We start from the raw sequence: 25,614 nt of genomic DNA, 5'->3' as shown, positions 1-25,614 counted from the left end.
CAATGTTTCTGCGGGGTCTGAGAGAAGCATCTTGAAAAGTAAAAACAATGCCGTGACAACGCCGCCGGCAGAGCTGTCAATGTCAGAATCTTTTGCCAGAACCGAAATGTTTCTTTCTCGATGAAACCTGCCTCCATCTCCGCTCGTCGCACTCTGCTCCAGATCACCCTCGCCGCTGTCGCCCTGGGTATTCCCTTTTGCATGGTGGGTGAGCAGCCATTCCTGCGCCTGGATGTGCGCCTCAGTACTCTCTTTCTGGCCGGAACAGCACTTAGAATCGACGAATCATTCCTGCTTCTGCTGCTCGGTCTACTGGCTGTGGCGCTCTTTTCGCTGCTGACCATCGTGCTGGGCCGGGTATGGTGTGGGTGGGGCTGTCCCCAAACCGTACTGAACGACCTGACCCTGCTGCTGGCTTCTCTGCTGGAGCGCCCCTTCGCTACGAAGCGTGCCGGCAGGATCGCCTATCCGGCAGCCGCTGCGATCATCTCGCTCGTGCTGCCGGGATTCCTGCTCACGCTGTTCATGCCCCCTTCGGATGTCGTATGGGCGCTGTCACATCCGGGCGACAACCTGTCCGCGTCAATCGCTTTCACGGCAGTCGCACTTTTCCTCTTCATCGACCTGACGCTGGTCAGAAGGAGCTTCTGCCGAAGCTTCTGTCCCTACGGCAGATTTCAGGCGGTGCTCATGGACCGGGGAACCCTTACGCTCTCCTTTGATGAAGAAAGACGGAGGGAATGCCTGCATTGCGGTGCCTGCGTTAGGGCCTGCCCCATGGGCGTTGACATCCGGCAGGGTTTTCAGATCGAATGCATCAACTGCGGCCGCTGCATCGATGCCTGCGCCAACCGCCTGCATCAGGCCGAGCGCGGATTGATCGGCTATCGCAGCGGTGACGGCGCCAGCGGAGTACGCCTTGGATACAAAACCGTCACTGTGGCGGCGGCAGTACTGATTCTGGCTGCAACTCTCGTCTGGGATGTCCGCAGCCGAAGCGATGCCACCTTTGCTATCCGGCGGGTGGTGAGCGGTGCACCGGACCAGTTGCCGGACGGCTCCCGGATTCAGGTCTGGCAGGCGGTCATCGGTAATCGCCGGCAGGAGCCGACCTCATTTTCCCTGCAGGTCCCACCGATGTCGGGAGCGATTCTGGGCGGGCCGGTCAGCGACATTCGTGTGGAACCCAACGAAAGCATGACAGTCACCTTTTCCCTGCGCATTCCCCCCGCAAGCGGACGGCAGCCGGGCAGGTTCGAGCTGCGCCTGACCAGGGCAGGCGAACGCGTGGCACGGGCCTGGATACCCCATGACTAGCACCGACACGCAAACCTGCCATCATTGCGGCATCGTTTTCCGCTGGAAACCTCTGGAAGACGCGGAAGGCTCCCGCAGGTTCTGCTGCCGGGGGTGCCTCGGTGCGTATCTGCTGATCCGGGGGGCGGGGCTGGATGCATATTACCTGCGCAGCGACCGGTCGACCCCAACGGTGGGCAGGGATACCCCCGATTACAGCGCACGTGACGTGGCAGCTTCGGTCCGGCAGGACGGGCCGGTAAGCCGTATCGATATCCTCATTGCCGGGATCAGCTGTTCATCGTGCATCTGGCTGCTTGAACGGGTAATCGGCCAACGGGAAGGAGTGCTGACGGTCAGCCTGGTCCACTGCGAGGGAACAGCTTCGGTTCGCTTCGATCCGGGCCTGGTCGCACCCGAGGACATCTTTGCGACGATTGCGGCGCTGGGGTACTCACCTCGCCCATACTCCCCCGATCTCTCGGCCAGAACCGCCAGACAGGAGTATCGCGACCTGCTGATACGTTTCGGTACCAGCCTGTTCCTGAGCATGCAGCTGATGGCCTATTCCTTTGCCCTGTATGCCGGGTTTTTCCAGGGCATGTCGCCGTTCATGAAACAGATCCTCCAGATGTTTTCCTTCGCAGTGGCCACACCGGTCGTCTTCTACTGCGGCTGGCCCGTTTTCAGGGGGGCATGGCGGGGCATCAGGACGCGTGCGGTCGGCATGGACATGCTGATCGCCGTAGGGGCCGGCTCTGCCTGGGCCTTCAGTGCGCTGGCAGCCTTGCAGGGGCATGAGACCTATTTCGAAAGCGCGGCCATGATCGTCACCTTCGTTCTGGTGGGGCGACTGCTGGAGTCGGTCGTGAGACAGAAGGCAACCTCCGGGCTGGAAGCGCTGTACGAAGGAGCTCCCCAACGGGCCACCATCTTCGATGCAGAGCATCCCCGCGAGATCGACGCTGGCGACGTTCAGGCGGGTGATCTGCTGCTGATCAGGCAGGGGGAACGCTTTCCGGTCGACGTCAGGATCGAGCGGGGGGAGACCGAGGTCGACCAGTCGCTGGTCACGGGGGAGAGCATGCCGGTGATGGCACTTCCGGGGGACGAGGTCAAGGGGGGCAGCCTGAACGCTGCCGCACCGGTCACGGCCCGTGCTCTCAGGCCGGCGGGCCAGAGCTACATGATGCGCGTGGCAGCCCTGGTACGTATGGCCCAGGCCGCAAAACCGGATATCCAGCGCCTGGCGGATCGTGTTGCCTCCCGCTTCGTACCGGCCGTTCTCGCCCTGGCAGGGGGGACATTGCTTTTACTTCACCTCTTCTTGGGCGTTGCACTCGATCAGTCCGTCATGACGGCACTGACCGTAGTGCTGATCGCCTGCCCCTGCGCCTTCGGGCTGGCAGTACCGACTGCCGTGACGAGCGCCTGCAGCCGTTTTGCGAAACTCGGCATCATCTTGCGCGGAGGGGATGTCATCGAACGCCTGGCCCGGATCGACACCGTCTTGTTCGACAAAACCGGCACCGTGACCCAGGGGAGGCCCGAGGTAATCCGATGGGATGTTTTGGGCGATTTCGAGGAGAAGCGCCTGCTGTACCTGGCAGCCACCGTGGAGCGGGTCGCGACGCATCCGCTGGCCAGGGCCATCGAACGCTTTGCAGCGGAACAAGGCTGCCTGGCGGGCGAATGCCGCGACTTCGACGCCATTCCGGGACGAGGCGTTTCGGCCAGCCTGGACGATGGGACCGTGATCATCTGCGGAAGTCCCCTCTTTTTGCGGGAACATGGCGTTGCGCTCGACTCCCTGTCTGAGCTGGAGAATGCGGCGGGAACGGTCGTGGTGCTGGCCGTAGCCGGGTGCGCTGCCGGATATTTCGTGATCTCCGATTCGGTCCGGCACGGTGCCCGGGAAGCCAGTCTCCTGTTCAGGCGGCGCAGGATCGAGACCTGGCTGGTCAGCGGCGATGCGGAGGCCGTGGTCGACCGCACGGCCCGCTCCCTGGAACTGAGCCACGCCAGATCGGAGCTGACGCCGGACAACAAACTTGATCTGGTGCGCGAACTGCAGGCTGCGGGGAGGCAGGTGCTGCTGGCAGGGGATGGCATCAACGACGCACCGGCCCTGGCTGCGGCACAGGTAGGCTGCTCGATCTCCGGATCCAGCGACATCGCCCTGGAAAACGCCGATATGGTGATCACCGGAACTAATCTGTCTCAGCTCACCGCAGCGCATGCCCTGGCCAGGGCTGCCATGCGGGTCATCCGGCAGAACTTGGCCTGGGCCTTTCTCTACAACCTGATCGGCATACCGCTGGCAATGTGTGGTATGCTGACTCCGGCGTACGCCGCCGCAGCCATGACGGTCAGCTCATTGACCGTTTCACTCAATTCTCTGAGATTAATGAAGGTCCGAATCGATGGATGAAAGCATTGTCACTCTGATGGTTCTGTCGCTCTGCCTGGGGGGAGGGTGCTGGCTGTGCTTCATGTGGGCCGTGAAAAAGGGAGAATTCGACGATGTGGAGAAGCCCAAACACCGCATGATGGATGACGACTAGCAGACTGTTGAACAACCTGCCTAGAGGTCAAATCTCCCTTGACCTGATCGCCGGAGAGTGATAAGGTGCCTCCAATACATTTTACTGCCTTTTAATCCGGTCCGAGAGGCCGACAAGGGTAATCATGATTTCAAGCGATCCATACCGAGAAGGGTCTTGCCGTGCGCACGGTGAGGCTCTTTTTTTATGCCGAAACGAGGTGACGACATGACTGACGAAATGACGGTGATTCTGGATGGTCCCGGCATCAAGCGGGCGTTGACACGTATTTCGCACGAGATTCTGGAACGCAACAAAGGGCTGACCGATGTGGTGCTGGTCGGCATCCGCTCGGGGGGAGACTTCCTGGCTTCCCAGATCGGGGCCGCGCTGGAAGTGATCGAAGGGGACAAGGCCCCGGTGGGCGCTGTGGACATTACCCTGTATCGCGATGACGTCAGCAACCAGCTTCCCCATCACCCGGTCGGCAAGACCGAGATTCCCTTCTCCCTGGAAGGGAAAAAGGTGGTGCTGGTGGATGATGTCCTGTTCACCGGACGGACCATCCGTGCTGCCATGGATGCCCTGATGGACCACGGCCGGCCCCAGTGCATCCAATTGGCCGTGCTGATCGACCGCGGCCATCGCGAGCTGCCGATCCGGGCCGATTTCGTGGGCCGCAACGTGCCGACCAGCCTGAAGGAAAACGTACAAGTCATCTTCGACGACAGGAATCAGCCTGTCCGGGTTGTTCTGGAAAAATAGGAGAGGAGGGGGGCATGGCGGAATTCAAGCATAAGAACATTATTGCGCTGCGTGATCTTACCAAGGAGGAGATAGAACTGCTCCTGTCCACGGCCGAGAGCATGCGCGAGATCAACAGCCGGGACATCAAAAAAGTGCCCACCTTGCGGGGCAAAACGATCATCAATCTGTTCTACGAGTCTTCAACCCGCACGCGCACCTCCTTCGAAATTGCCGGCAAGCGGCTTTCGGCAGATACCGTCAACATCACCCCTTCTTCCAGCTCCGCCACCAAAGGCGAAACCCTGGCGGATACTGCCCTCAACCTGCTGGCCATGAAACCTGACATCATCGTCATGCGCCACGCCGTATCCGGTTCGCACTATTTTCTGTCCGGCAAGCTGCCGAACTGCTCGATCGTCAATGCCGGAGACGGTACCCACGAACACCCTTCCCAGGGGCTTTTGGACATGCTGACCATGAAGGACCGCTTCGGCCGGCTGGATGGGCTCAAGGTGGCCATCATCGGCGACATAACCCACAGCCGCGTGGCCCGCTCCAACATCCAGGGGCTGACCAAGATGGGGTCGCAGGTCTTCCTGGCCGGCCCTCCGACTATGGTGCCCCCCGGTGCTGAACGGCTGGGCAACGTCACGGTCTGCGCCACCATGAAGGAGGCAGTTCAGGATGCGGATGTGGTCATGATGCTGCGCATCCAGCAGGAGCGCCAGGGCAAGACCTTGATGCCCAATGCCCGGGAATACTCGCGCTACTTCGGGCTCAATCCCGAAAACCTCAAGCTGGCCAGACCGGATGCCATGGTCATGCACCCCGGCCCGATCAACCGCGGGGTTGAGATGTCCTCCTACGTGGTGGACGGTCCCCAGTCGCACATCCTCAAGCAGGTAGAGAACGGTGTGGCGGTGAGGATGGCGATGCTCTACCACGTCTGCGGCGGCGAACTTGAGTGAACCGGCCGCTTTTCCGCCAGCTTTCGGGTTCGCTTGTGCGGCGTAGCGCTGTTTATGCCCTGTTGGGTGCTACGCCTCCGCGCTCTCCCTCGACAGCCTTGATCTGGCGAAAAATTGCCGGTTATGCAGCAATTCCTAATTACAAGTGACGAGGTGATTATATGAATCTTCTGATCAAAGGGGGCAGGGTGATCGACCCCTCCCAGGGGCTGGACGATACGCTGGATGTGCTGGTTGAAAACGGACTGATCAAGGAGATCGGCAAAGGTCTGGCTGCTCAGGCAGGTACCGAAACCGTTGATGCAACCGGTAAATACGTGGTACCGGGACTGATTGACATGCACGTGCACCTGCGCGATCCCGGCCTGGAGTACAAGGAAGACATCGTCAGCGGTACGCGTGCGGCCGCAGCCGGCGGCTTCACCTCCGTTGTCTGCATGCCCAACACCAAGCCGGCCATCGACAACAAGGCCATTGCCAGCTACATCATCAACAAGGCCAAGAGCGAAGGCTTCTGTAACGTGTTCCCGGTCGGCACCATTACCTGCGGCATGAACGGCGACCGGCTCTCCGAAATGGGTGAACTGAAAGAGTCAGGCTGTGTGGCGGTATCGGACGATGGCCGGCCGGTGACCAACAGCGAACTGATGCGCCGGGCCCTGGAGTATGCCCGGGGCATGGGCATCCTGGTGATCAGCCATGCCGAAGACCTGGCGCTGGTGGGAGAGGGGACCATGAACGAAGGCTTCACCTCCACCGAGATCGGTCTGAAGGGCATTCCCCGGGTGGCCGAAGACATCGCCACGGCCCGTGACGTGATGCTGGCCGAATACACCAATTCCCCGATCCACATCGCCCACGTCTCCACCAGCGGTTCGGTGCGCATCATCCGCGAGGCCAAGGCGCGCGGGGTCCAAGTGACCTGCGAGACCGCTCCGCACTACTTTACCCTGACTGATGATGCGGTGCGCGGGTATAACACCAATGCCAAGATGAATCCGCCGCTGCGCGAAGCCGGTGATGTGGCGGCCATCAAGGAAGGGCTCCGGGACGGTACCATCGACTGCATCGCCACCGACCATGCCCCCCATCACCTGGACGAGAAGGATGTGGAGTTCAACGCGGCCCTGAACGGCATTATCGGCCTGGAAACATCGCTGCCGTTGTCGCTCAGGCTGGTTGAAGAAGGGGTGTTGACACTTGATCAGTTGGTTGAGAAAATGTCAGTCAACTCTTCGAAAATCCTGGGACTTCAACGCGGCAGCCTGAAGAGCGGCAGCATTGCCGATATCACCCTCATCGATCCCGCAGCCGCCTGGACCGTGGAGAAGGACAAACTGGCCAGCAAGTCCAAGAACTCTCCCTTCCTGGGCTGGGAGCTTCAAGGGGCTGCCGCCTGTACCGTTGTCGGTGGGAAGATCACGTTCTCACGGCAATAAAACCAAGGAAACCTTATTTCCCATAGAGGACGTGGAAGAAATGTCCTCCGTGGTAAAAGCTTTTTACTTATACAGGAGTCAACCGCATGAAAGCAGTTCTGGCGCTCGCTGACGGGCGCATCTTTGAAGGCAGATCATTTGGCGCCGGCGGCGAGGCCACCGGCGAAGTCGTGTTCAATACCGCCATGTCCGGGTACCAGGAAGTGTTGACCGATCCCTCCTACAAGGGCCAGATGGTTACCATGACCTATACCCAGATCGGCAACACCGGCATAAACCCCGAGGACATCGAGAGCCGCGGGCTGTTCCTGTCCGGCTTCATCGTCCGTGAATACCAGGACTGTTACTCCAACTGGCGCGCCACCATGAGCCTGGACGCCTACCTGAAGGAGAACGGCGTGGTCGGCATCCATGGCCTGGACACCCGTGCCCTGACCCGCCATCTGCGCGACAAGGGAGCCCAGAACGGCATCATCTCCACCATTGATTTCAACCATGAAAGCCTGATCGCCAAAGCGCGCGCCATTCCCAGCATGTCCGGCCTTGATCTGGCCAGCGGTGTCTCCTGCGATCAGCCCTACCACTGGACCCAGGGGCTGTGGGACCTGGAAGGGGGCTATCCCGAGGTGGACCGCTCCGGTCTGAAGTACAAGGTGGTGGCCTACGATTTCGGCATCAAGTACAACATCCTGCGCTGCCTGGTGGATGCCGGTTGTGACGTGACCGTGGTACCGGCCAATTTCCCGGCCGAAGAGGCCCTGGCCATGAATCCGGACGGCATTTTCCTCAGCAACGGCCCCGGCGATCCCGAACCGCTGGCACAGGTGCAGGCGGAGATCCGCAAATTCATCGGCAAAAAGCCGGTGTTCGGCATCTGCCTGGGGCACCAGTTGCTGGGGTTGGCCCTGGGGGGCAAGACCATGAAACTCCCCTTCGGCAACCACGGCTCCAACCTGCCGGTCATGGACATGGCCACCCGTAAGGTCGAAATCACCTCACAGAATCACGGCTTTGCCGTTGATCTCGATTCACTGGGCGATGCAGCCTGCCTGGGGCACGAGAATCTGAACGACCAGACCGTGGAGGGTATCAGTCACTGTTCGCTGCCGATCTTCTCGGTGCAGCATCATCCCGAGGCCTCGCCCGGTCCGCACGATTCGCATTATCTGTTCGGACGGTTCGTGGAACTGATGGAGAAAAATCGGTGATCAGGGATCAGGAGCCGGGGATCAGTTAAACAAGATTTCCCGGTCCCCAGCCCCCAATCCCCGGTCCCTATGCATTACTTAGATCTTTATCAATCAGGCGAATTGCTGCAGCGTGTCCGGGAGGCCTACCGACGGCTGGCGGCCTGCGACCTGTGTCCCCACGATTGCGGCGTGAACCGTATTGCCGGGGAAACGGGCCTCTGCGGTGCCGGCGCCCATCCGCGCATCGCCTCGGCCAATGTGCACCGCGGCGAGGAACCCCCCATCTCCGGCACGCGAGGTTCCGGCACGATCTTCCTGTCCGGCTGTTCCTTGAAATGCCGCTTTTGCCAGAACTTCCCCATCAGCCAGTTGGGCAACGGCGAGGACACCACGGCGGCCGGGCTGGCGCAGCGGATGCTCAAGCTGCAGCGGCAGCGGGTGCACAACATCAACTTCGTTACGCCGACCCACTACCTGCCCCAGATTCTGGCAGCCCTGTATCTTGCTATTCCGCAGGGTTTCCGTCTCCCGATCGTCTGGAATTCCAGCGGCTATGAGAAGGTTGATGCGCTGAGGCTCCTGGATGGTGTGGTGGCCGTTTACCTGCCGGATATGAAGTATGCCTCCAATGAATCGGCGGTCGCCGTATCCGGTGCCCCCGGCTATTCGGAAACCAACCGCGACGCTGTGGCAGAGATGCTCCGTCAGGTAGGGCATTTGCGCACCGATGAGGAGGACATCGCCCTCAGCGGCCTGATCGTCCGACATCTGGTACTGCCGGAGGGCAAGGGGGGCAGCAGGGATACGCTGAGCTGGATCGCCCGCAACCTGGGCACCGAGACCCACGTGGCGTTGATGAGCCAGTATTTTCCCGCCCATCGGGCCATGGACACCCCTGGCATCGACCGCACCCTGACCGGCGACGAGTACGATGCCGCAGTCGAGGCCCTGGAGGAGGCATCCCTTGAAAACGGCTGGGTGCAAGAACTGGACGAGGAGCGGGGAGCGGTATGAGAACGATAGTCTTGCTGATCCTATCCAACGTGTTCATGACCTTTGCCTGGTATGCCCATCTCAAGAATCTCAGTTCCCGGCATTGGCTGATCGCGGTCCTGGTGTCGTGGAGTATCGCCTTTTTCGAGTATCTGCTGCAGGTGCCGGCCAACCGCATGGGCTACGGGACTTTCAGCCTGGCGCAACTGAAGATCATCCAGGAGGTCATCACCCTGACGGTGTTCGTGCCGTTTGCGGTTTTCTACATGGGAACCTCCCTGACATGGAATTATCTCTGGGCCGGGTGCTGCCTGGCCGGAGCCGTTTTTTTTATATTTAGGTAAGGGATGAGATATACAGTTTTCATAATATCAATCATATTAGCTGTTAGCTTATTTTTTTCTTTTCAGCAAACACAGGAAAGCCACTTTAGTTGTGAAGGCAATCATCTTTATCCTTTTAATATAAAAGTAAATAAAATAGACAATAGTAACCTGTATTTAGATGTTGCTTTAATTCCTAATGGACTGCTCAAAATAGATAAAAATGATGCTAAAACCTCTTTAATACTCTTAATACAAGAGAATAACTCTATAATACCAAATGAAAAAATTATTTTTTTAGTTCCACAGAATAGGTTTGGAAATCCAACTGAAGTTATTTGGGTTAATCGGGAACCAATTATCATAGAAATGAAGGGTAAGCTTAAGAACTTTCCTTTTGATAGATATCTAACTGAAATATCCTACAGAATTAAATATATAACTGAAAATACCACCGAATTTGCGAATATTGATAATACTTCAACGTTAATTTTTAAAGATACTGAAAACTTTAGAACTAATATTAAATTGAAAAATAACTTTATTAGTTTTGACATTAAACGATCTTATTTTATTGTGGTTATAACAGTAACATTATTTATTTTTTGTCTTTTTATAGTTATTAACTTATATATTGATAGAGATGAGTATTTAAAATTACATGAGTTATTAGCACTAACTTTTTCCATCATAAGCTTTAGAATATTATTGATCGGTACATTAAATAAGATTACTATTCTTGATGCATTATTGATATTTTTGTTTCTAATCGGAATAAATCATAAAACAATTAAAGAGTTAGTTGCTAAGCTAAAGTTATATCACAAAAAGATAACAGGAAAACAAACACATGCCTAAAAGAACAGACCTCAACAAGATCCTGATCATTGGTGCCGGCCCGATCGTCATCGGCCAGGCCTGCGAGTTCGACTACTCCGGGACCCAGGCCTGCAAGGCCCTCAAGGAAGAGGGCTACGAGGTGGTGCTGCTGAACAGCAACCCCGCCACCATCATGACCGATCCCGATTTTGCCGACCGCACCTACATCGAACCGGTCACCCCCGATATCCTGGCCAAAATCATCGAAAAGGAGCGCCCCGACGCGGTCCTGCCGACCCTGGGGGGGCAGACGGCCCTCAACACGGCCGTGTCCGTAGCGGAAATGGGGGTGCTGGACAAATTCGGCGTGGAACTGATCGGAGCCAAGCTGCCCGCCATCAAAAAGGCCGAGGACCGTACCCTGTTCAAGGCCGCCATGGAGAAGATCGGGCTGTCGGTTCCCCGCTCCGGTCTGGCCCACAATCACAACGAGGCCATGCAGGTAATCAAGGAGGTCGGCTTTCCGGCCATTATCCGTCCCTCCTTCACCCTGGGAGGCACCGGCGGCGGCATCGCCTACAACATGGAAGAGTACGAAAGGATGTCCATGGCCGGCATCGACGCCTCGCCGACCGATGAGATCCTGGTGGAGGAGTCGGTCATCGGCTGGAAGGAGTACGAGCTGGAGGTCATGCGCGACACGGCCGACAACGTCGTGATCATCTGTTCGATCGAGAACTTCGACCCCATGGGAGTTCACACCGGCGATTCCATCACCGTTGCACCGGCCCAGACCCTGACCGACAAGGAGTACCAGATCCTGCGGGACGCTGCGCTCAAGATCATCCGCGAGATCGGGGTCGATACCGGCGGCTCCAACATCCAGTTCGGCATCAATCCCCGCAACGGCCGGCTGGTGGTGATCGAGATGAATCCGCGCGTGTCGCGCTCTTCGGCCCTGGCTTCCAAGGCAACCGGCTTCCCGATCGCCAAGATTGCGGCCAAGCTGGCCGTGGGCTACACCCTGGACGAGGTCACCAACGATATTACCCGCGAGACCCCGGCCTGCTTTGAGCCGACCATCGACTACGTGGTCACCAAGATCCCGCGCTTCACCTTCGAGAAGTTCCCGGCTGCCGATGCCACCCTGACCACCCAGATGAAATCGGTGGGAGAGGTGATGTCCATCGGGCGCACCTTCAAAGAGTCGTTCCAGAAGGCCCTGCGGTCGCTGGAAATCGGCGTGTGCGGATTCGACTCCAAGCTCTTCGATCTGGGGGAGGAAACTCGCCGGGCCCTGAGCGCCAAGGAGCAGCAGCTCCTGTCGGAGAAGCTGCGCACTCCCAATTGCGACCGGCTGTGGTACCTGGGAGATGCGCTGCGCAGCGGTATGACGGTGGAGGAGATCTTCCAGTGCACCGCCATCGATCCCTGGTTCCTGCACAACATCCGCCAGATCATTGCGCTTGAGGAGAACCTTAAGCAGGTTAAGGTAGAGGTTGAGGCTGAGGAAAACCTGAAGGGCATCATCCGCGAAGCCAAGCAGATGGGCTTCTCGGACAAGATGCTGGCCAAGCTCTGGCGCACCACCGAAGACGCGGTCCGCGACCTGCGCCACAGGCTCAATGTCCGCCCGGTCTACAAGCGGGTCGATACCTGCGCCGCCGAATTCGAGGCCTACACCCCGTATCTCTACTCCACCTATGAGGAGGAGTGCGAGGCTGAACCGAGCGACCGCAAGAAGATCATGATCCTGGGTGGCGGACCCAACCGGATCGGTCAGGGGATCGAGTTCGACTACTGCTGCGTGCACGGTGTCTTTGCTCTGGCCGAGGACGGCTACGAAACCATAATGGTCAACTGCAATCCCGAGACCGTCTCGACTGATTACGATACCTCCGACCGACTCTATTTCGAGCCGCTGACCCTGGAGGATGTGCTGGAGATCGTCGCCAAGGAGAAGCCCACCGGCGTGATCGTGCAGTTCGGCGGACAGACCCCGCTCAAGCTGGCTGTGGCGCTGGAGAAAGCCGGCGTACCGATCATAGGCACCTCGCCGGATGCCATCGACCGGGCCGAAGACCGCGAGCGTTTCCAAGAGATGCTGCACAAACTGGAGCTGCGCCAGCCGGAAAACGGCACGGCCCGTTCCGCCGAAGAGGCGGAAAAGGTTGCCAACCGCATCGGCTATCCGGTGGTGGTGCGCCCCTCCTACGTACTGGGGGGCCGGGCCATGGAGATCGTCTACGACGACGAAAACCTGCGCCGTTACATGACCACCGCCGTACAGGCCTCGCCCGAGCATCCGATCCTGATCGACAAGTTCCTGGACCAGGCCATCGAGATAGATGTGGATGCCCTGTGCGACGGTACAGAGGTGGTGATCGGCGGCATCATGGAACATATAGAAGAGGCTGGCATCCACTCCGGCGATTCGGCCTGTTCGCTGCCACCGTATTCGGTCTCCGCCGATATCGTGGCCGAAATCCGCCGGCAAACCGCCCTGATGGCCCTGGAACTGAACGTCAAGGGGCTGATGAACGTGCAGTACGCGGTCAAGGATGGCGTGATCTACATCCTGGAGGTCAACCCGCGCGCCTCGCGCACATCGCCGTTCGTTTCCAAGGCCACCGGCCGGCCGCTGGCCAAGATCGCGGCCCGGATCATGGCCGGAAAGTCCCTGAAGGAATTGGGCGTTTCCGGCGATATCGTGCCGCAGCATATTTCGGTCAAGGAATCGGTCTTCCCCTTTGTGAAGTTTCCGGGGGTCGACACACTGCTGGGACCGGAAATGAAGTCCACCGGCGAGGTGATGGGGATCGGCGACACCTTTGCCGAGGCCTTTGCCAAGGCGCAGATGGGTGCCAACGTCAAGCTGCCCCTGACCGGCAATGTCTTCATCAGCGTACGGGACGCCGACAAGAAACATGTTGTAAATGCGGCGGAAAAACTGTATAAAGCTGGATTCGGCATCCTGGCAACCGGCGGCACCGCCACCTTCCTGGCGGAAAAGGGCATTCCGGTCAAACGAGTCAACAAGGTGCTGGAAGGCAGGCCGCATATCGTCGATGCCATCAAGAACGGCGAGGTAAGCCTGGTCGTCAACACCACCCACGGCGCCCAGGCGGTTGCCGATTCGTTCTCGATCCGGCGTGAAGCACTGATGCACAACGTCGCCTACTATACGACCGTTGCCGGCGCCAAAGCGGCGGTCGACAGCATCATCGACCTCAAGGAGCATGAGTTGGGAGTCAAGGCGCTGCAGGATTATCTCCGGTAACACCTGAAGGCGAAAGCAGGCAGGTAGTAACAAGAATTCCTCATAAGGAGTCGTAGTTCGATGTCTCATACAATCCCATTGACCAAAGAAAGCTATGAGGCCTTGCAGGAGGAGCTCAAGCGGCTGATCCGCGAAGAGCGCCCCAGGGTGATTCAGGACATAGCGGAAGCCCGTTCCCACGGGGATCTGTCTGAAAACGCGGAATACGATGCAGCCAAAAACCGCCAGGGATTCATCGAAGGGCGCATCCAGGAGATCAACGGCAAGCTGGCGCGTGCACATGTGGTGGACCTGCGGGGCCTTACCCCGGACAAAGTCGTGTTCGGCGCAACCGTTACGCTGTACGATACCGCCTCGGAGGAAGAGGTTACCTACCGCATCGTCGGCGAGGACGAGGCCGATATCAAGCAGGGCAAGATCTCCTGTACCTCACCGGTCGGCAAGGCGCTGATCGGTCACAAGCTGGATGACTCGGTCAGGGTCAGCGTGCCTTCCGGAACAAAGGAATACGAGATCATTGACATCAAGTACGAGTAATCGCTGAGCACGGCGAAACGAGAGGAGAATGGATATGAGCGACAAAATCACCAAGGACATGACCTTTTTCGAAGTGATGCGTACCTACCCCGAATCGGTCAAGGTACTGCAGAAATACAACCTGGGCTGCATCGGCTGCATGGGCGCCCAGAACGAAAGCCTTGAGCAGGGCGCCAATGCCCATGGCATCGATGCCGAGACCCTTGTCAAGGATCTCAACGCCGCCGTTGCGTAGCACAATCCCGGCATAGCAGACAGCATTCAGGCCCCCGATGGTTTCCGTCCGGGGCCTGTTTTTTTGGGCGATCGTGTGCCTGCGGTATACTTGCGGGAGGAGTATAGAGCATGAGACTTTTCATTGCCATCGAACTTCCCGATGCGGTCAAACAGACTCTCGGCCGGTTGCGCACGGAGATCCCGGGGGCTCGGTGGGTCGTGCCGGACCAGCTTCATCTGACCCTTGCATTTCTTGGAGAAACCGACCAGGAGACTGCCCAAAGCCTGACAACCAAGCTGGCAGATATCCAGGCCAGGGGGTTCGATCTCCGTTTCGGCAGTACCGGTTGCTTTCCCGACAAGCGCAGGCCGCGGGTAGTATGGATCGGATTCGAGCCCGAACCGCTGCTGCAGAAATTGGCTGCCCTGGTTCGTGCGGCAGTGCTGGCTTCCGGCATCCCTCAGGAGGAGCGCCCCTTTTCGCCCCATATCACCCTGGCCCGCCTCAGGGCTCCCGCCAGCATTGCCGGCTTTCCGGACGGCCCCGTAGCTATATCCTCCGTACCGGTACGGGAATTTACCCTCTTCGAAAGCCGCTTGACATCATCCGGTGCCATCCATACGGCTATCAGAAGTTTTGGTCTGCTCGACCCACCGCTTGAATAACCGGCCGCCGAAATGACAAAATCCTTTTCCGCTCGTCTTTATACGGGTATCATGGGGCCAAAATAACCCGACAGGTTGTAGAACATTTTATGACCGCTCTGAGCCTCGACAAATCCGGCCGCATCACCATCCCCACCGAAATGCTTGCAAAGCTGGGCCTGAAACCGGGGGACTCCCTGGCCCTTGAACTGCGCGACGGGGCTCTGGTTATCCAACCGACTTCCCCGGCACGCCAGAAGGCCTCCCCTGCAGCCCCGGAGAAGCCGGGTGATCCCCCCGTTGCCGTCAGGCATGCCATTGCACGCAAGAATCTCCAGACGCCGATGCAGTTCATCAAGGGGATCGGCCCCAAAATGGCAGAACTGCTTGAAAAACGGGGCATCAAAACGGTCGGGGATGCACTCTATTTGCTGCCCCTGCGTTACGAAGATCGCCGGGAGCTGATCCCGGTCGCGCGGTTACGCCCCGGGACCTCCCAGGTTTTCCAAGGGAGGATACTGGCGGCGGATAGCGTGACCACCCGAGGAGGGCGGCGCGTCTTTGAGGCGATGGTCGGGGATGCCAGCGGCCAGATCGCCCTCAAGTGGTTCAACGCCAATGCCGTCTGGATGAAACGCACCTGGAAGGTCGGCAGGGAGGGTATTTTTACCGGGGAAGTGAGTGTTTTCGGACATCAGCGCGAGGTGCACCACCCGGACGTGGAATGGCTGGAGGAAGGGACGGACGTGCGGGAGATCATGGCAGCCGACCCGGCCAATTTCGGCCGCATCGTGCCGGTATATCCCCTGACCGAGGGGCTGCAGCAGAAACCGATGCGCAAGGTGATGCGCGAGGTCGTTGCCCGCTTTCTCGATGATGTGGAAAACCATCTGCCCGCCTCCCTTTTGACGCCGCATGATTTCATGCCGGTGCCGGCAGCCCTCAGACAGGTGCATATGCCGCCGGCCGACGCCGATCTCGCCGGGCTGAACGAAGGGCGTTCCCAGGCCCACCGCTCGCTTGCCTTCGAGGAATTTTTCTTCTGGGAATTGGGGCTGGCCCTGAAACGGCGCGGCATTACGCTTGAGGAAGGTATTGCCTTTCAGGTTACCCACCGCTATACTAAGCAGCTTGCCAGGTTACTGCCCTTTGAACTGACCGCGGCCCAGCGCCGGGTGTTGTCCGAGATCAAGGCCGACATGATGGCGCCTCATCCGATGCACCGCCTGGTGCAGGGGGACGTGGGGTGCGGCAAGACCCTGGTGGCACTGATGGCTGCCCTGGTGGCGGTCGAGAACGATTACCAGGTGGCCATCATGGCCCCCACCGAGATCCTGGCGGAACAGCACTGGCTGACGATTCATCGCTGGTGTGCCGAACTCGGCATCGAAACGGTCCTCCTGACCGCTGGCATGAAAGGCAGGGCCAAAAGCGACGCCATGGCGCGAGTGACCGAGGGCAGTGCCCGCATCGTGATCGGCACCCATGCCGTGATCCAGGACAAAGTCGAGTTTAAACGCCTCGGGCTGGGCATCATCGACGAACAGCATCGTTTCGGGGTGCTGCAGCGCGGCATTCTGAAGAAAAAGGGAAGCAATCCCGATATCCTGGTGATGACCGCCACACCGATACCGCGCACCCTGGCCATGACGCTGTTCGGCGACCTGTCACTCTCGGTGATCGACGAGCTGCCGCCGGGGCGGACGCCGGTCGAGACGCGTGTTTATTTCGAGTCGCGGCGGGCGCAGGTGTACGACATGATCCGCCGGGAGATCGGGCAGGGGCGTCAGGCATACCTGATCTATCCGCTGGTCGAAGAGACCGAAAAATCCGATCTGCGCGCTGCCGCCCAAATGGCGGAGCATCTGCGGACCGATATCTTTCCCGGTCTGCGGGTGGCGCTGCTCCACGGCCGCATGAGCCCGGAGGAGAAGGAGGCGGTGATGGGCTCCTTCAAGGCTCGGGAAACGGATATACTGGTAGCCACCACGGTGATCGAGGTGGGCATCGATGTCCCCAATGCCACGGTGATGGTTATCGAACATGCCGAGCGTTTCGGCCTGTCCCAGCTGCATCAGCTCAGGGGCAGGGTCGGCCGGGGCCAGGCCCGGTCGTACTGCATTCTTCTGACCTCGGGCAAGCTCTCCGAGGATGGCGAAAAGCGGCTGCACGAAATGGAAAAGACCAACGACGGCTTTCGCATAGCCGAGGCGGATCTCGAGATACGGGGGCCCGGCGATTTCCTCGGCACGCGTCAGTCCGGCATGCCCGACTTCAGAATTGCCAACATCCTGCGGGATGGACAGATACTTGAAACGGCCCGTAAAGCCGCCTTTGAATTGCTGGCCGCCGATCCGGAACTGTCCGGTTCCGATCATGTGCGGCTGCGTGAAGAACTGGTCAGCCGTTGGGGCCAACGGCTCGAACTCGGTTCGATAGGATGAGTGCCAATGCAGTGGCAAAATCATAATGGCGTATCGGTATGCAGATATTAAAAGACCCCCGAACATTCAATCAAAACATACATAAATCGATTATAACCATCGGAAACTTCGACGGTGTTCATCGCGGGCATGCGGCGATCTTCAATCGCGTCACATCGGAGGGCGCCAGACAGGGGCTATCATCGGTGGTGGTAACCTTCGAGCCTCACCCCTTGAAGGTGGTGGCGCCGGAACTCGCTCCGCAGCTCATTACGACGTTCAATCAAAAAGCCGCCCTGATTGCCGCCGCCGGTATCGATTGTCTGGCGGTGATTCCGTTTACCGCCGAATTCTCACGCATGCCCGCCGACAGCTTTGTTCGGGAGATTCTCTGCCGGTCCCTCGGCATGCGCCACATCATCATCGGGCACGATTATGCCTTTGGCCGCGATCGTCAGGGCAATTTCGAAACGCTGGCGCACTTGAGAACTGAATGCGGCTTCCTGCTGGAGGATCTCGACCCGGTGGGGCAGGGTAAGGATGTCTTCAGCAGCAGCCTGGCCCGGCGCTTGATCTCCGCAGGCGACATGGCCGGAGCCTCGGCCATCCTGGGGCGCTATCACGTCATCTCGGGTCGGGTGGTGCATGGCCGCGAAATGGGTCACAAGCTCGGCTTTCCTACCGCCAATATCGCAACCCCGAACGAACTGGTTCCGCCGGACGGGATCTACGCCGTGATGGTGGCTGCCAACGGCGGGCTCTATCAGGGTGCCTGCAGTATCGGCACCAATCCGACCTTTGACGGCAAAGAGCGCTCCATCGAGGTGTTTCTGCTCGATTTCTCGGGAGAGCTCTACGACACGGAAATAGCCCTCTGCTTTGTCCAGCGCCTGCGGGACATGATCAAGTTCCCCGATGCGGAGGCATTGATCCGTGCCATCGGTGCCGATGTGAGCGCCACCCGGGCAATTCTGGCCGAGGTGGAGGGCCATCTGATCGCTCCGCTCATTCCAGGCTTTTCAGACAGGGGAGCGGCGTGAAAAAAGGGCTGGATATCAAATTCTGGCTCGGCATCGGGATCAGCATGTTTTTCCTGGTCCTGCTCTTCAGGAAGATCGATTTCAACCGATTGCTGGCAGCGTTGCGCACCGTTGACTACCGCTTCATCTTCCTGGCGCTGGTGTACACCTTTGCATCCTACTACCTGCGCGCCGTGCGCTGGTATTACCTGCTCATCTCCGAAAAACGGATCCCGATTTCGTCGCTCTATCCCGCCACCATCATCGGCTACATGGCCAACAACCTGCTGCCGGCCCGTTTGGGTGAATTCGTCCGGGCTTATGTGCTGGCTCAGCGCGAAGGACTCCAAACCGCCTCCGTTTTCGCGTCATTGGTCATTGACCGTCTCTTTGACGGATTCACGGTGATCGTGATGCTCCTGGTAACCCTCTTTACGCTGCATCTGCCGGCCGGAATGTCGGAGGCGGAAACAGCGCTCAAAGCCGGGGGCGTGGTGACGTTTCTGCTGTACTGCGGAGTGCTCGCATTTTTGTATCTGCTCAAACGCCAGACCGTCAGGACCCTGTCGCTCATGGGGCGTCTGCTGAAGCCGTTCCCGCGCGTCTCTGAGCGGTTGATCCCCATGCTCGGTTCCTTCATCGGTGGCATCAGGCTTTCCGCCCGCGGTGGACACGTGTCGGCCTTGTTGGGTTCCTCGATCTTGATCTGGACCTTTGCCGTGCTTTCGGTCGATGCAATCCTGCAAGGCTTCGGCATCCAGCTCCCCATCACCGCATCGATGTTCATCATGGTGCTGCTGGTATTTGCCGTGATGGTGCCGGCTTCCCCCGGTTTCATCGGCACCTACCACTATGCCTGCTTCAAGGGACTTTCGGCCTTCGGCATCGAAGAATCGGTTTCAGTCAGCATTGCCCTGATCATCCACGGCATGTCCTTCTTCCCGGTCATCCTGGCCGGTTTTTACTACCTCTGGAGGAGCAAGCTGAGCTTTGGCGGACTGTGGACGGCCGGCGGTGCGCTGAAGGATTGAAAGGGATCGTGAAATGGTTTCAGTGTTCGGCACCAGAGGCCGCCGCATCGAAAAAGGAGAGGACGTGAAACGTTTAGCGAGCATAACCAGGGGCATCGATCCTTACCTGATCCTTTCCTGTACGGTGCCGTTCTTCATCTACATGCTGACCCTGGCCCCTTCGGTGACCTTTTTCGACAGCGGAGAGTTCCTTACCGCCATTTCGTCGCTCGGTTCCGCCCATTCCCCCGGTTATCCCCTGTTTCTAATGTACGCCAAGCCCTTTACCTGGATTCCGCTGGGAAATATCGCCTTCCGCATCAATATGGCAACCGCCTTTTCCTCGTCGCTGGCCTGCATGGCGGTCTATCTGCTGACAGTTTATCTGCTGCGCTACGAACGGCCGACCGGCAATCAGCGGTTCGATTCCTTTGCCGTCAAGACCGCAGGGCTGGCTGCCGCCCTGGCCTTCAGCTTCACGCCGCGCCTCTGGCTGCAGTCCAACCACGACAAGCCGTACCCCCTGCTGTCATTCATCACTGCCGTGATCTTTTATCTCCTGCTGAAGTGGCGCGAGCACTACAAAAACGGACACGAAGCGCCCGGCTACATCTACGCCTGCACCTTTCTGGCCGGTTTGGCCATGGCCGTACATCAGACCATCGTGCTGCTGCTGCCGGCCTGGGTGCTGCTGATCGTTCTGGCGGACTGGCGGATGGTCACCCGCATAAAGGAACTTATCCTGGCGACCGCCTTTGCCATGCTCGGTTTTTCCGTCAACCTCTACCTGCCCCTGCGCGCAACTCAGAATCCGCTCCTCAACTGGGGCGATCCGAAGACCTACCCGCAGTTTCTCTGGCATTTTCTGCGCAAGGGCTACTATAGCGAACCGCACCCTCGCGATGCCTCCCTGCTGTGGGCCCAGGTCAAGGCCTTCAATATCCCCCACGAATTCGGCTGGCTGGGTGCCCTCCTGGTTGTCTATGCCCTGGTCTGTCTCTGGAAGAAACAGCGCGACGTGGTAATTGCCTGGCTGGCAGGGGTGGGTACCTTCCTGCTGGTAATAGCCGGGTATTTCAATACCCTTCCGGATATGATCTTTCTCACCGAAGAGTTTTTTACGCCGCTGTACCTGTTTGCCGCCGTGCTGATCGGCATCGGCCTTTTTCACCTGCTGGTGCTGGCTGTGAGAAAATCACAGGTGGCCGAACGCCTTACTCCGCAGGTGTACGGCCTGGTTGCGGTCATGTTTTTCTCGCTGTCGCTGGCCCTGTGTGCCGGCAATTACTACGAAAACGACCAGCATAACAATTACATCGCCTTCGATTACGCCACCAATTCCCTCAGGTCACTGCCGCAAAACGCGGTCATGTACACCTGGGGCGACAGCGGCGCATTTCCTCTGTGGTATCTCCAGGGGGTCGAGCGGATGCGCGAGGATGTCGATCTTCCCCATACGCCCCATCTCGTGTTCGACTGGTACCTGGACTCCATGCCGCGGCTGTTCGGGAACAGCAAACTGAAACGGTACGGCGTTTCCGCCTCCGGGGCAGAGGCGTGCCTGCAGTTCTCGATCAATGAAGTGATCGGCCGCAGACCGACCTATATCGACTTTTCCACCCGTTATTCCGTTGCTTTCCAGGACTTCGCCCCCGTACAGAAGGGGATCGTCTACCGCATGCGCCGCGCCAGCGAACCGGGGGGGCTGATCGATCCCGCGGTATGGGAAAACTACAATAACCGCGGCATAGCGGAAAAAATCAGCTTCCTTGATCTCGATACCGGCAAGGCGATCCAGATCTACGCCAACAGCTATCTCGAAGCAGGGGAGTTCATGATGAGTATCGGCAGGACCCTCGAAGGGGCTGCGATGCTCGGAAAAGCGGAGCAGATCTCGCCTGAGATGAAAACGGCAGTGCAGCAGATCATGGCCCGTTTCCGATAGAATACAGAGAGACGAAATGGAGCCATAATGTGCGATTTTACTAATGTTTTCAGGCACAACAACGCCTTGACATCATCGGGTAATCCGCATAGAATCCTTTTCGATCTCATTCTTCAGGGGCCTCTATGCAGCCAAGCAGGCTAGGAGAAATCCTGGTTAAACACAATCTGATCACCAAGGAACAATTAGACAAAGCGCTCGAAGAACAGAGAACATCCGGCGGCCAGCCGCGCCTCGGCACGATACTCATCAAGCAGAACCTGATCACCGAATTCGATCTGACCTCTTTTCTCTCCAAGCAGTACGGCATTCCCACCGTAAATCTCGCCGATTACGACATCGATTCGACTGTCACCAAAATCATTCACGCCGATGTGGCCCAGAAATACCAGCTTGTACCGCTAAACCGGTCAGGTTCCACCCTGGTCGTGGCTGTCAGCGATCCCTCCAATCTCTTCGCGATCGAAGACATCAAGTTCATGACCGGCTACAATGTGGAAACTGTGGTGGCTTCGGAAAGCGATATCAAGGCCGCCATCGACAAGCATTACGATCAGTCCGCCTCCCTGGCCGATGTCATGAGCGATCTCGATGTCGAAGATCTCGAAATCGTGGGCGAAGAAAACGATGTGGACATGGGGACCCTGGAGCGCGCTACCGAGGACGCTCCGGTCGTGAAGATGGTCAACGCGATCCTGCAGGATGCCATCAGGAAAAAGGCCAGCGACATCCATATCGAACCCTATGAAAAAACATTTCGTGTACGATTCCGTATCGATGGCATACTTTATGAGGTGATGAAACCCCCGCTCAAGCTGAAAAATGCCATCACCTCGCGTATAAAGATCATGGCCGAGCTGGACATAGCCGAGCGGCGCCTGCCGCAGGACGGCCGTATAAAGATCAAGCTGGGGGGCGGGAAGGACATGGATTTCCGTGTTTCGGTCCTGCCGACGCTGTTCGGCGAAAAGATCTGCCTGCGTCTGCTGGACAAATCCAGCCTCCAGACCGACCTGACCAAGCTGGGCTATGAGCCGGAAGCCCTGGCGAATTTCATGCGCGAGATCCACAAGCCCTTCGGGATGGTGCTGGTAACCGGCCCCACCGGCAGCGGGAAGACCGTTTCCCTCTACTCGGCCCTGTCGGAGCTGAACAAGGTTTCGGAGAACATCTCCACTGCCGAGGACCCGGTTGAGTTCAACTTCGCCGGCATCAACCAGGTGCAGATGCACGAGGATATCGGGCTCAACTTCGCCGCTGCCCTGCGTTCGTTCTTGCGGCAGGACCCGGATATCATCATGATCGGTGAAATCCGCGACTTCGAGACGGCCGAGATCGCGGTCAAGGCGGCACTGACCGGACACCTGGTGCTGTCGACCCTGCATACCAACGATGCCCCGTCCACCATCAACCGGCTGCTCAACATGGGCATCGAACCGTTTCTGGTCGCCTCTGCAGTCAACCTGATCACGGCCCAGCGGCTGGCCCGCCGCGTCTGCGCCGCATGCGGGGAGGCCGAGGATATTCCGGTGCAGGCCCTGATCGATGCGGGGGTTCCGGCTGACGAGGCGGAATCGTATGTCTGCATGAGGGGAAAAGGCTGCTCCGTCTGCAACAATACCGGCTACAAGGGGAGGGTGGGTTTCTATCAGGTTATGCCGATGCTGGAGGAGATCCGGGAATTGATCCTCAACGGGGCCAACACTGCCGAAATCAAGCGCGAATCGATGCGCCTGGGCATTAAAACGATCCGCCAGTCGGGACTCACCAAACTCAAGGAAGGCGTTACATCGTTCGAGGAAGTCCTGCGTGTGTCCATTGCCGACGACTGACCGCCGGGTGACCCTCAAGGGGGCACCTTCTTGAAAAGAGCCGGAAAGGAGCGCTTATGCTGAACCTTCATCAGCTTTTGAAAATTCTGGTGGAATCCAATGGCTCGGACCTGCATATAACCACCAATTCGCCGCCGCAGATCAGGGTGGACGGAAAGCTGACGCCGCTGGATTTCCCGCCGATGAACCAGGTGGAAACCAAACAGCTGTGCTACAGCGTCCTGACCGATGCGCAGAAACATAAATTCGAGGAAGAGAACGAGCTGGACCTCTCCTTCGGCGTAAAAGGGCTCTCCCGTTTCAGGGGCAATGTCTTCATCCAGCGGGGAGCGGTGGCCGGAGTGTTCCGCGTCATTCCCTACCGGATTCTTACCTTCGAAGAACTTGCACTCCCGCCGATAGTCCCGGAGCTGGCTTCCAAGGCCCGCGGACTGATCCTGGTCACCGGTCCCACCGGCAGCGGCAAATCGACCACCCTGGCCTCGATGATCGACTATATCAACATCAATCGCCACGACCACATCGTGACGATCGAGGACCCGATCGAATACCTGCATCCGCACAAGGGCTGCCTGGTGAACCAGCGGGAGGTGGGGGCCGATACCCAGGGATTCAAAAAGGCGCTCAAGTACGTTCTGCGTCAGGACCCGGACGTGATACTGGTGGGGGAACTGCGTGACCTGGAGACCATCGAGGCTGCCCTGACCCTGGCCGAGACCGGCCATCTCTGTCTGGCAACGCTGCACACCAACTCCTGCGTCCAGACCATCAACCGCATCGTCGATGTTTTCCCCCCCTACCAGCAGACCCAGATCAGGGCCCAGCTTTCCTTCGTGCTGGAGGGGGTGATGTCCCAGATGCTGATTCCCCGGTCCAACACCAAAGGCAGGGTACTGGCGCTGGAGATCATGGTGCCGAACCCGGCCATCCGCAACCTGATCCGCGAGGACAAGATCCACCAGATCTATTCCCAGATGCAGGTCGGCCAGGAAAAGTTCGGCATGCAGACCATGAACCAGTCGCTTTTCAACCTGTTCCAGCGGAGAATGATCTCTCTGGAAGAGGCCATCGGACGGTCCCAGGACCCCGAGGAACTGAAACAGATGCTGAGCAATCCGGCAGCCGGCATGCGCCGCCCCCCTGCCAAATGAAGTGATCAAGGAGAACTGCAATGCCTAAGTACAACTGGGAAGCCCGCACCAGGACAGGAGGGGCCCAGAAGGGTGTCATGGAAGCTGCCAGCGGCGAAATCGTCGAGGCACAGCTCAGGAGATTCGGATTTTCGAGCATCACCGTCACTGAAACGGCCCGAGGCCTGCAGTTCAAGCGCCTCTCCTTCAGCAGGGGAGGAAAGGTCGAAACCAAGGAACTGGTCGTGTTTACGCGGCAATTCGCGACCATGATCGATTCCGGACTTCCACTCGTGCAATGTCTCGAAATCCTGTCCAGCCAACAGGAGAACAAGACCTTCAAGGATATCCTCGTAAAGGTGAAGGAGAGCGTGGAAAGCGGCTCCACCTTTGCCGAGGCCCTGGCCAAGCATCCCAAAGCCTTCGACGAACTATTCGTCAATCTGGTGGCCGCCGGCGAGATCGGCGGCATTCTCGACACGATCCTGCAGCGCCTGGCAGCCTACATCGAAAAGGCCCAGAAACTGAAAAAACAGATCAAGGGTGCCATGGTGTATCCCATCACCATCATGTCGATCGCCGTGATTGTCGTCGGTGTCATCCTGGTTTTCGTCATTCCGACCTTTGCCAAGATGTTTGCCGAATTCGGAGGGGAACTTCCGGCACCCACCAAGTTCGTCATCGGGCTCAGCAGCTTCCTGTCCAAGTACATCATCGTGATCGTCGCCGTTCTTTACGGCCTGGCTTTTATGATCAAAAAGTACTACTCCACCGCCATCGGCCGCAAGAACATCGACCGGCTGGCCCTCAAGACCCCCATTGCCGGTCCGTTGATCAGAAAGGTTTCCGTAGCGAAATTCACCAGAACGCTGGGTACCATGGTCAGCTCCGGGGTGCCGATCATGGACGGTCTGGAGATCGTTGCCAAAACTGCGGGCAACAAGGTCGTCGAGGAGGCCATCTACGGAGTGCGCAGCGCCATCTCGGAGGGTAAGACCATGGCCGAACCGCTGGCGGCCTGCGGCGTGTTTCCCCCGATGGTGGTGCAGATGATCTCCGTCGGCGAGGCAACCGGTGCCATGGATGCCATGCTCAACAAGATCGCCGATTTCTACGATGACGAGGTGGATGATGCCGTCTCTGCCATGACCTCCATGATGGAGCCGCTGCTGATGGTATTTCTCGGCACTACCGTCGGTGGGCTGGTGATTGCCATGTACCTGCCGATATTCAAGCTGGCGGGGGCTGTCGGCGGATAA

The 25,614-nt window shown here is 58.4% G+C and carries 21 protein-coding genes; all 21 read left to right on the top strand.

Features of this window, described 5'->3' with window-relative positions; genetic code table 11:
* Window positions 1-120: 120 nt before the first annotated feature.
* Window positions 121-1,317, top strand: a complete 1,197-nt coding sequence (locus GSVR_RS11245) for a 4Fe-4S dicluster domain-containing protein (protein ID WP_173200531.1) — start codon at window positions 121-123, stop codon at window positions 1,315-1,317.
* Window positions 1,310-3,727 carry a heavy metal translocating P-type ATPase gene (locus tag GSVR_RS11240; RefSeq protein ID WP_173200533.1) on the top strand — a complete coding sequence of 806 codons (2,418 nt, stop codon included), beginning with the start codon at window positions 1,310-1,312 and terminating at the stop codon, window positions 3,725-3,727. The genes GSVR_RS11245 and GSVR_RS11240 overlap by 8 nt, the downstream gene beginning before the upstream one ends.
* Window positions 3,720-3,860, top strand: a complete 141-nt coding sequence (gene ccoS, locus GSVR_RS11235; protein WP_173200535.1) for a cbb3-type cytochrome oxidase assembly protein CcoS — start codon at window positions 3,720-3,722, stop codon at window positions 3,858-3,860. The genes GSVR_RS11240 and ccoS overlap by 8 nt, the downstream gene beginning before the upstream one ends.
* A 207-nt stretch (window positions 3,861-4,067) precedes the next feature.
* Complete coding sequence (pyrR, locus tag GSVR_RS11230; protein ID WP_173200537.1) at window positions 4,068-4,604, top strand: bifunctional pyr operon transcriptional regulator/uracil phosphoribosyltransferase PyrR; 537 nt, start codon at window positions 4,068-4,070, stop codon at window positions 4,602-4,604.
* Window positions 4,605-4,618: 14 nt separating this feature from the next.
* A complete protein-coding gene (locus tag GSVR_RS11225) occupies window positions 4,619-5,554 on the top strand; it encodes an aspartate carbamoyltransferase catalytic subunit (RefSeq protein ID WP_173200539.1) in 936 nt (311 codons plus the stop codon).
* Between the two features lie 161 nt (window positions 5,555-5,715).
* Window positions 5,716-6,993, top strand: a complete 1,278-nt coding sequence (locus GSVR_RS11220; RefSeq protein WP_173200541.1) for a dihydroorotase — start codon at window positions 5,716-5,718, stop codon at window positions 6,991-6,993.
* Between the two features lie 86 nt (window positions 6,994-7,079).
* Window positions 7,080-8,201: a glutamine-hydrolyzing carbamoyl-phosphate synthase small subunit gene (gene carA / locus GSVR_RS11215; RefSeq protein WP_173200543.1), complete on the top strand. Its 1,122-nt coding sequence runs from the start codon at window positions 7,080-7,082 to the stop codon at window positions 8,199-8,201.
* Window positions 8,202-8,270: 69 nt separating this feature from the next.
* Window positions 8,271-9,197, top strand: a complete 927-nt coding sequence (locus tag GSVR_RS11210; protein WP_173200545.1) for a 4Fe-4S cluster-binding domain-containing protein — start codon at window positions 8,271-8,273, stop codon at window positions 9,195-9,197.
* Window positions 9,194-9,520 (top strand): DMT family protein, encoded by a 327-nt coding sequence (locus GSVR_RS11205; protein WP_173200547.1) that lies wholly within the window; start codon window positions 9,194-9,196, stop codon window positions 9,518-9,520. Before GSVR_RS11210 ends, GSVR_RS11205 begins: the two co-directional genes overlap by 4 nt.
* A 3-nt stretch (window positions 9,521-9,523) precedes the next feature.
* Window positions 9,524-10,357 carry a hypothetical protein gene (locus tag GSVR_RS11200; protein WP_173200549.1) on the top strand — a complete coding sequence of 278 codons (834 nt, stop codon included), beginning with the start codon at window positions 9,524-9,526 and terminating at the stop codon, window positions 10,355-10,357.
* Window positions 10,350-13,598, top strand: a complete 3,249-nt coding sequence (gene carB / locus GSVR_RS11195) for a carbamoyl-phosphate synthase large subunit (RefSeq protein WP_173200551.1) — start codon at window positions 10,350-10,352, stop codon at window positions 13,596-13,598. Before GSVR_RS11200 ends, carB begins: the two co-directional genes overlap by 8 nt.
* Before the next feature lie 60 nt (window positions 13,599-13,658).
* Window positions 13,659-14,135, top strand: coding sequence for a transcription elongation factor GreA (gene greA, locus GSVR_RS11190; RefSeq protein WP_173200553.1), 477 nt, complete (start codon window positions 13,659-13,661; stop codon window positions 14,133-14,135).
* Window positions 14,136-14,169: 34 nt separating this feature from the next.
* A complete protein-coding gene (locus tag GSVR_RS11185) occupies window positions 14,170-14,370 on the top strand; it encodes a DUF1858 domain-containing protein (RefSeq protein ID WP_173200555.1) in 201 nt (66 codons plus the stop codon).
* 110 nt (window positions 14,371-14,480) lie between these two features.
* Entirely contained in the window at window positions 14,481-15,017 is a 537-nt protein-coding gene (gene thpR / locus GSVR_RS11180; RefSeq protein WP_173200557.1) for an RNA 2',3'-cyclic phosphodiesterase, read from the top strand.
* An 89-nt stretch (window positions 15,018-15,106) separates the two neighbouring features.
* Complete coding sequence (recG, locus tag GSVR_RS11175; RefSeq protein ID WP_173200559.1) at window positions 15,107-17,440, top strand: ATP-dependent DNA helicase RecG; 2,334 nt, start codon at window positions 15,107-15,109, stop codon at window positions 17,438-17,440.
* Between the two features lie 38 nt (window positions 17,441-17,478).
* The gene (locus tag GSVR_RS11170) at window positions 17,479-18,459 is read left to right on the top strand and encodes a bifunctional riboflavin kinase/FAD synthetase (protein ID WP_173200561.1); all 981 of its coding nucleotides are present in this window, start codon (window positions 17,479-17,481) and stop codon (window positions 18,457-18,459) included.
* Window positions 18,456-19,469: a lysylphosphatidylglycerol synthase transmembrane domain-containing protein gene (locus tag GSVR_RS11165; protein WP_173200563.1), complete on the top strand. Its 1,014-nt coding sequence runs from the start codon at window positions 18,456-18,458 to the stop codon at window positions 19,467-19,469. Before GSVR_RS11170 ends, GSVR_RS11165 begins: the two co-directional genes overlap by 4 nt.
* 64 nt (window positions 19,470-19,533) lie before the next feature.
* Window positions 19,534-21,393 (top strand): DUF2723 domain-containing protein, encoded by a 1,860-nt coding sequence (locus GSVR_RS11160; protein ID WP_239077311.1) that lies wholly within the window; start codon window positions 19,534-19,536, stop codon window positions 21,391-21,393.
* A gap of 125 nt (window positions 21,394-21,518) precedes the next feature.
* Entirely contained in the window at window positions 21,519-23,225 is a 1,707-nt protein-coding gene (pilB, locus tag GSVR_RS11155) for a type IV-A pilus assembly ATPase PilB (protein WP_173200566.1), read from the top strand.
* 56 nt (window positions 23,226-23,281) lie between these two features.
* Window positions 23,282-24,376 carry a type IV pilus twitching motility protein PilT gene (locus GSVR_RS11150; protein WP_173200568.1) on the top strand — a complete coding sequence of 365 codons (1,095 nt, stop codon included), beginning with the start codon at window positions 23,282-23,284 and terminating at the stop codon, window positions 24,374-24,376.
* A 20-nt stretch (window positions 24,377-24,396) separates the two neighbouring features.
* Window positions 24,397-25,614: a type II secretion system F family protein gene (locus GSVR_RS11145; protein ID WP_173200570.1), complete on the top strand. Its 1,218-nt coding sequence runs from the start codon at window positions 24,397-24,399 to the stop codon at window positions 25,612-25,614.

This window comes from Geobacter sp. SVR, assembly GCF_016865365.1.
Classification (GTDB): Bacteria; Desulfobacterota; Desulfuromonadia; order Geobacterales; family Pseudopelobacteraceae; genus Pelotalea.
The sequence above is the reverse complement of the archived record's forward strand: the minus strand, read 5'-3'. Positions and strand labels throughout refer to the sequence as shown.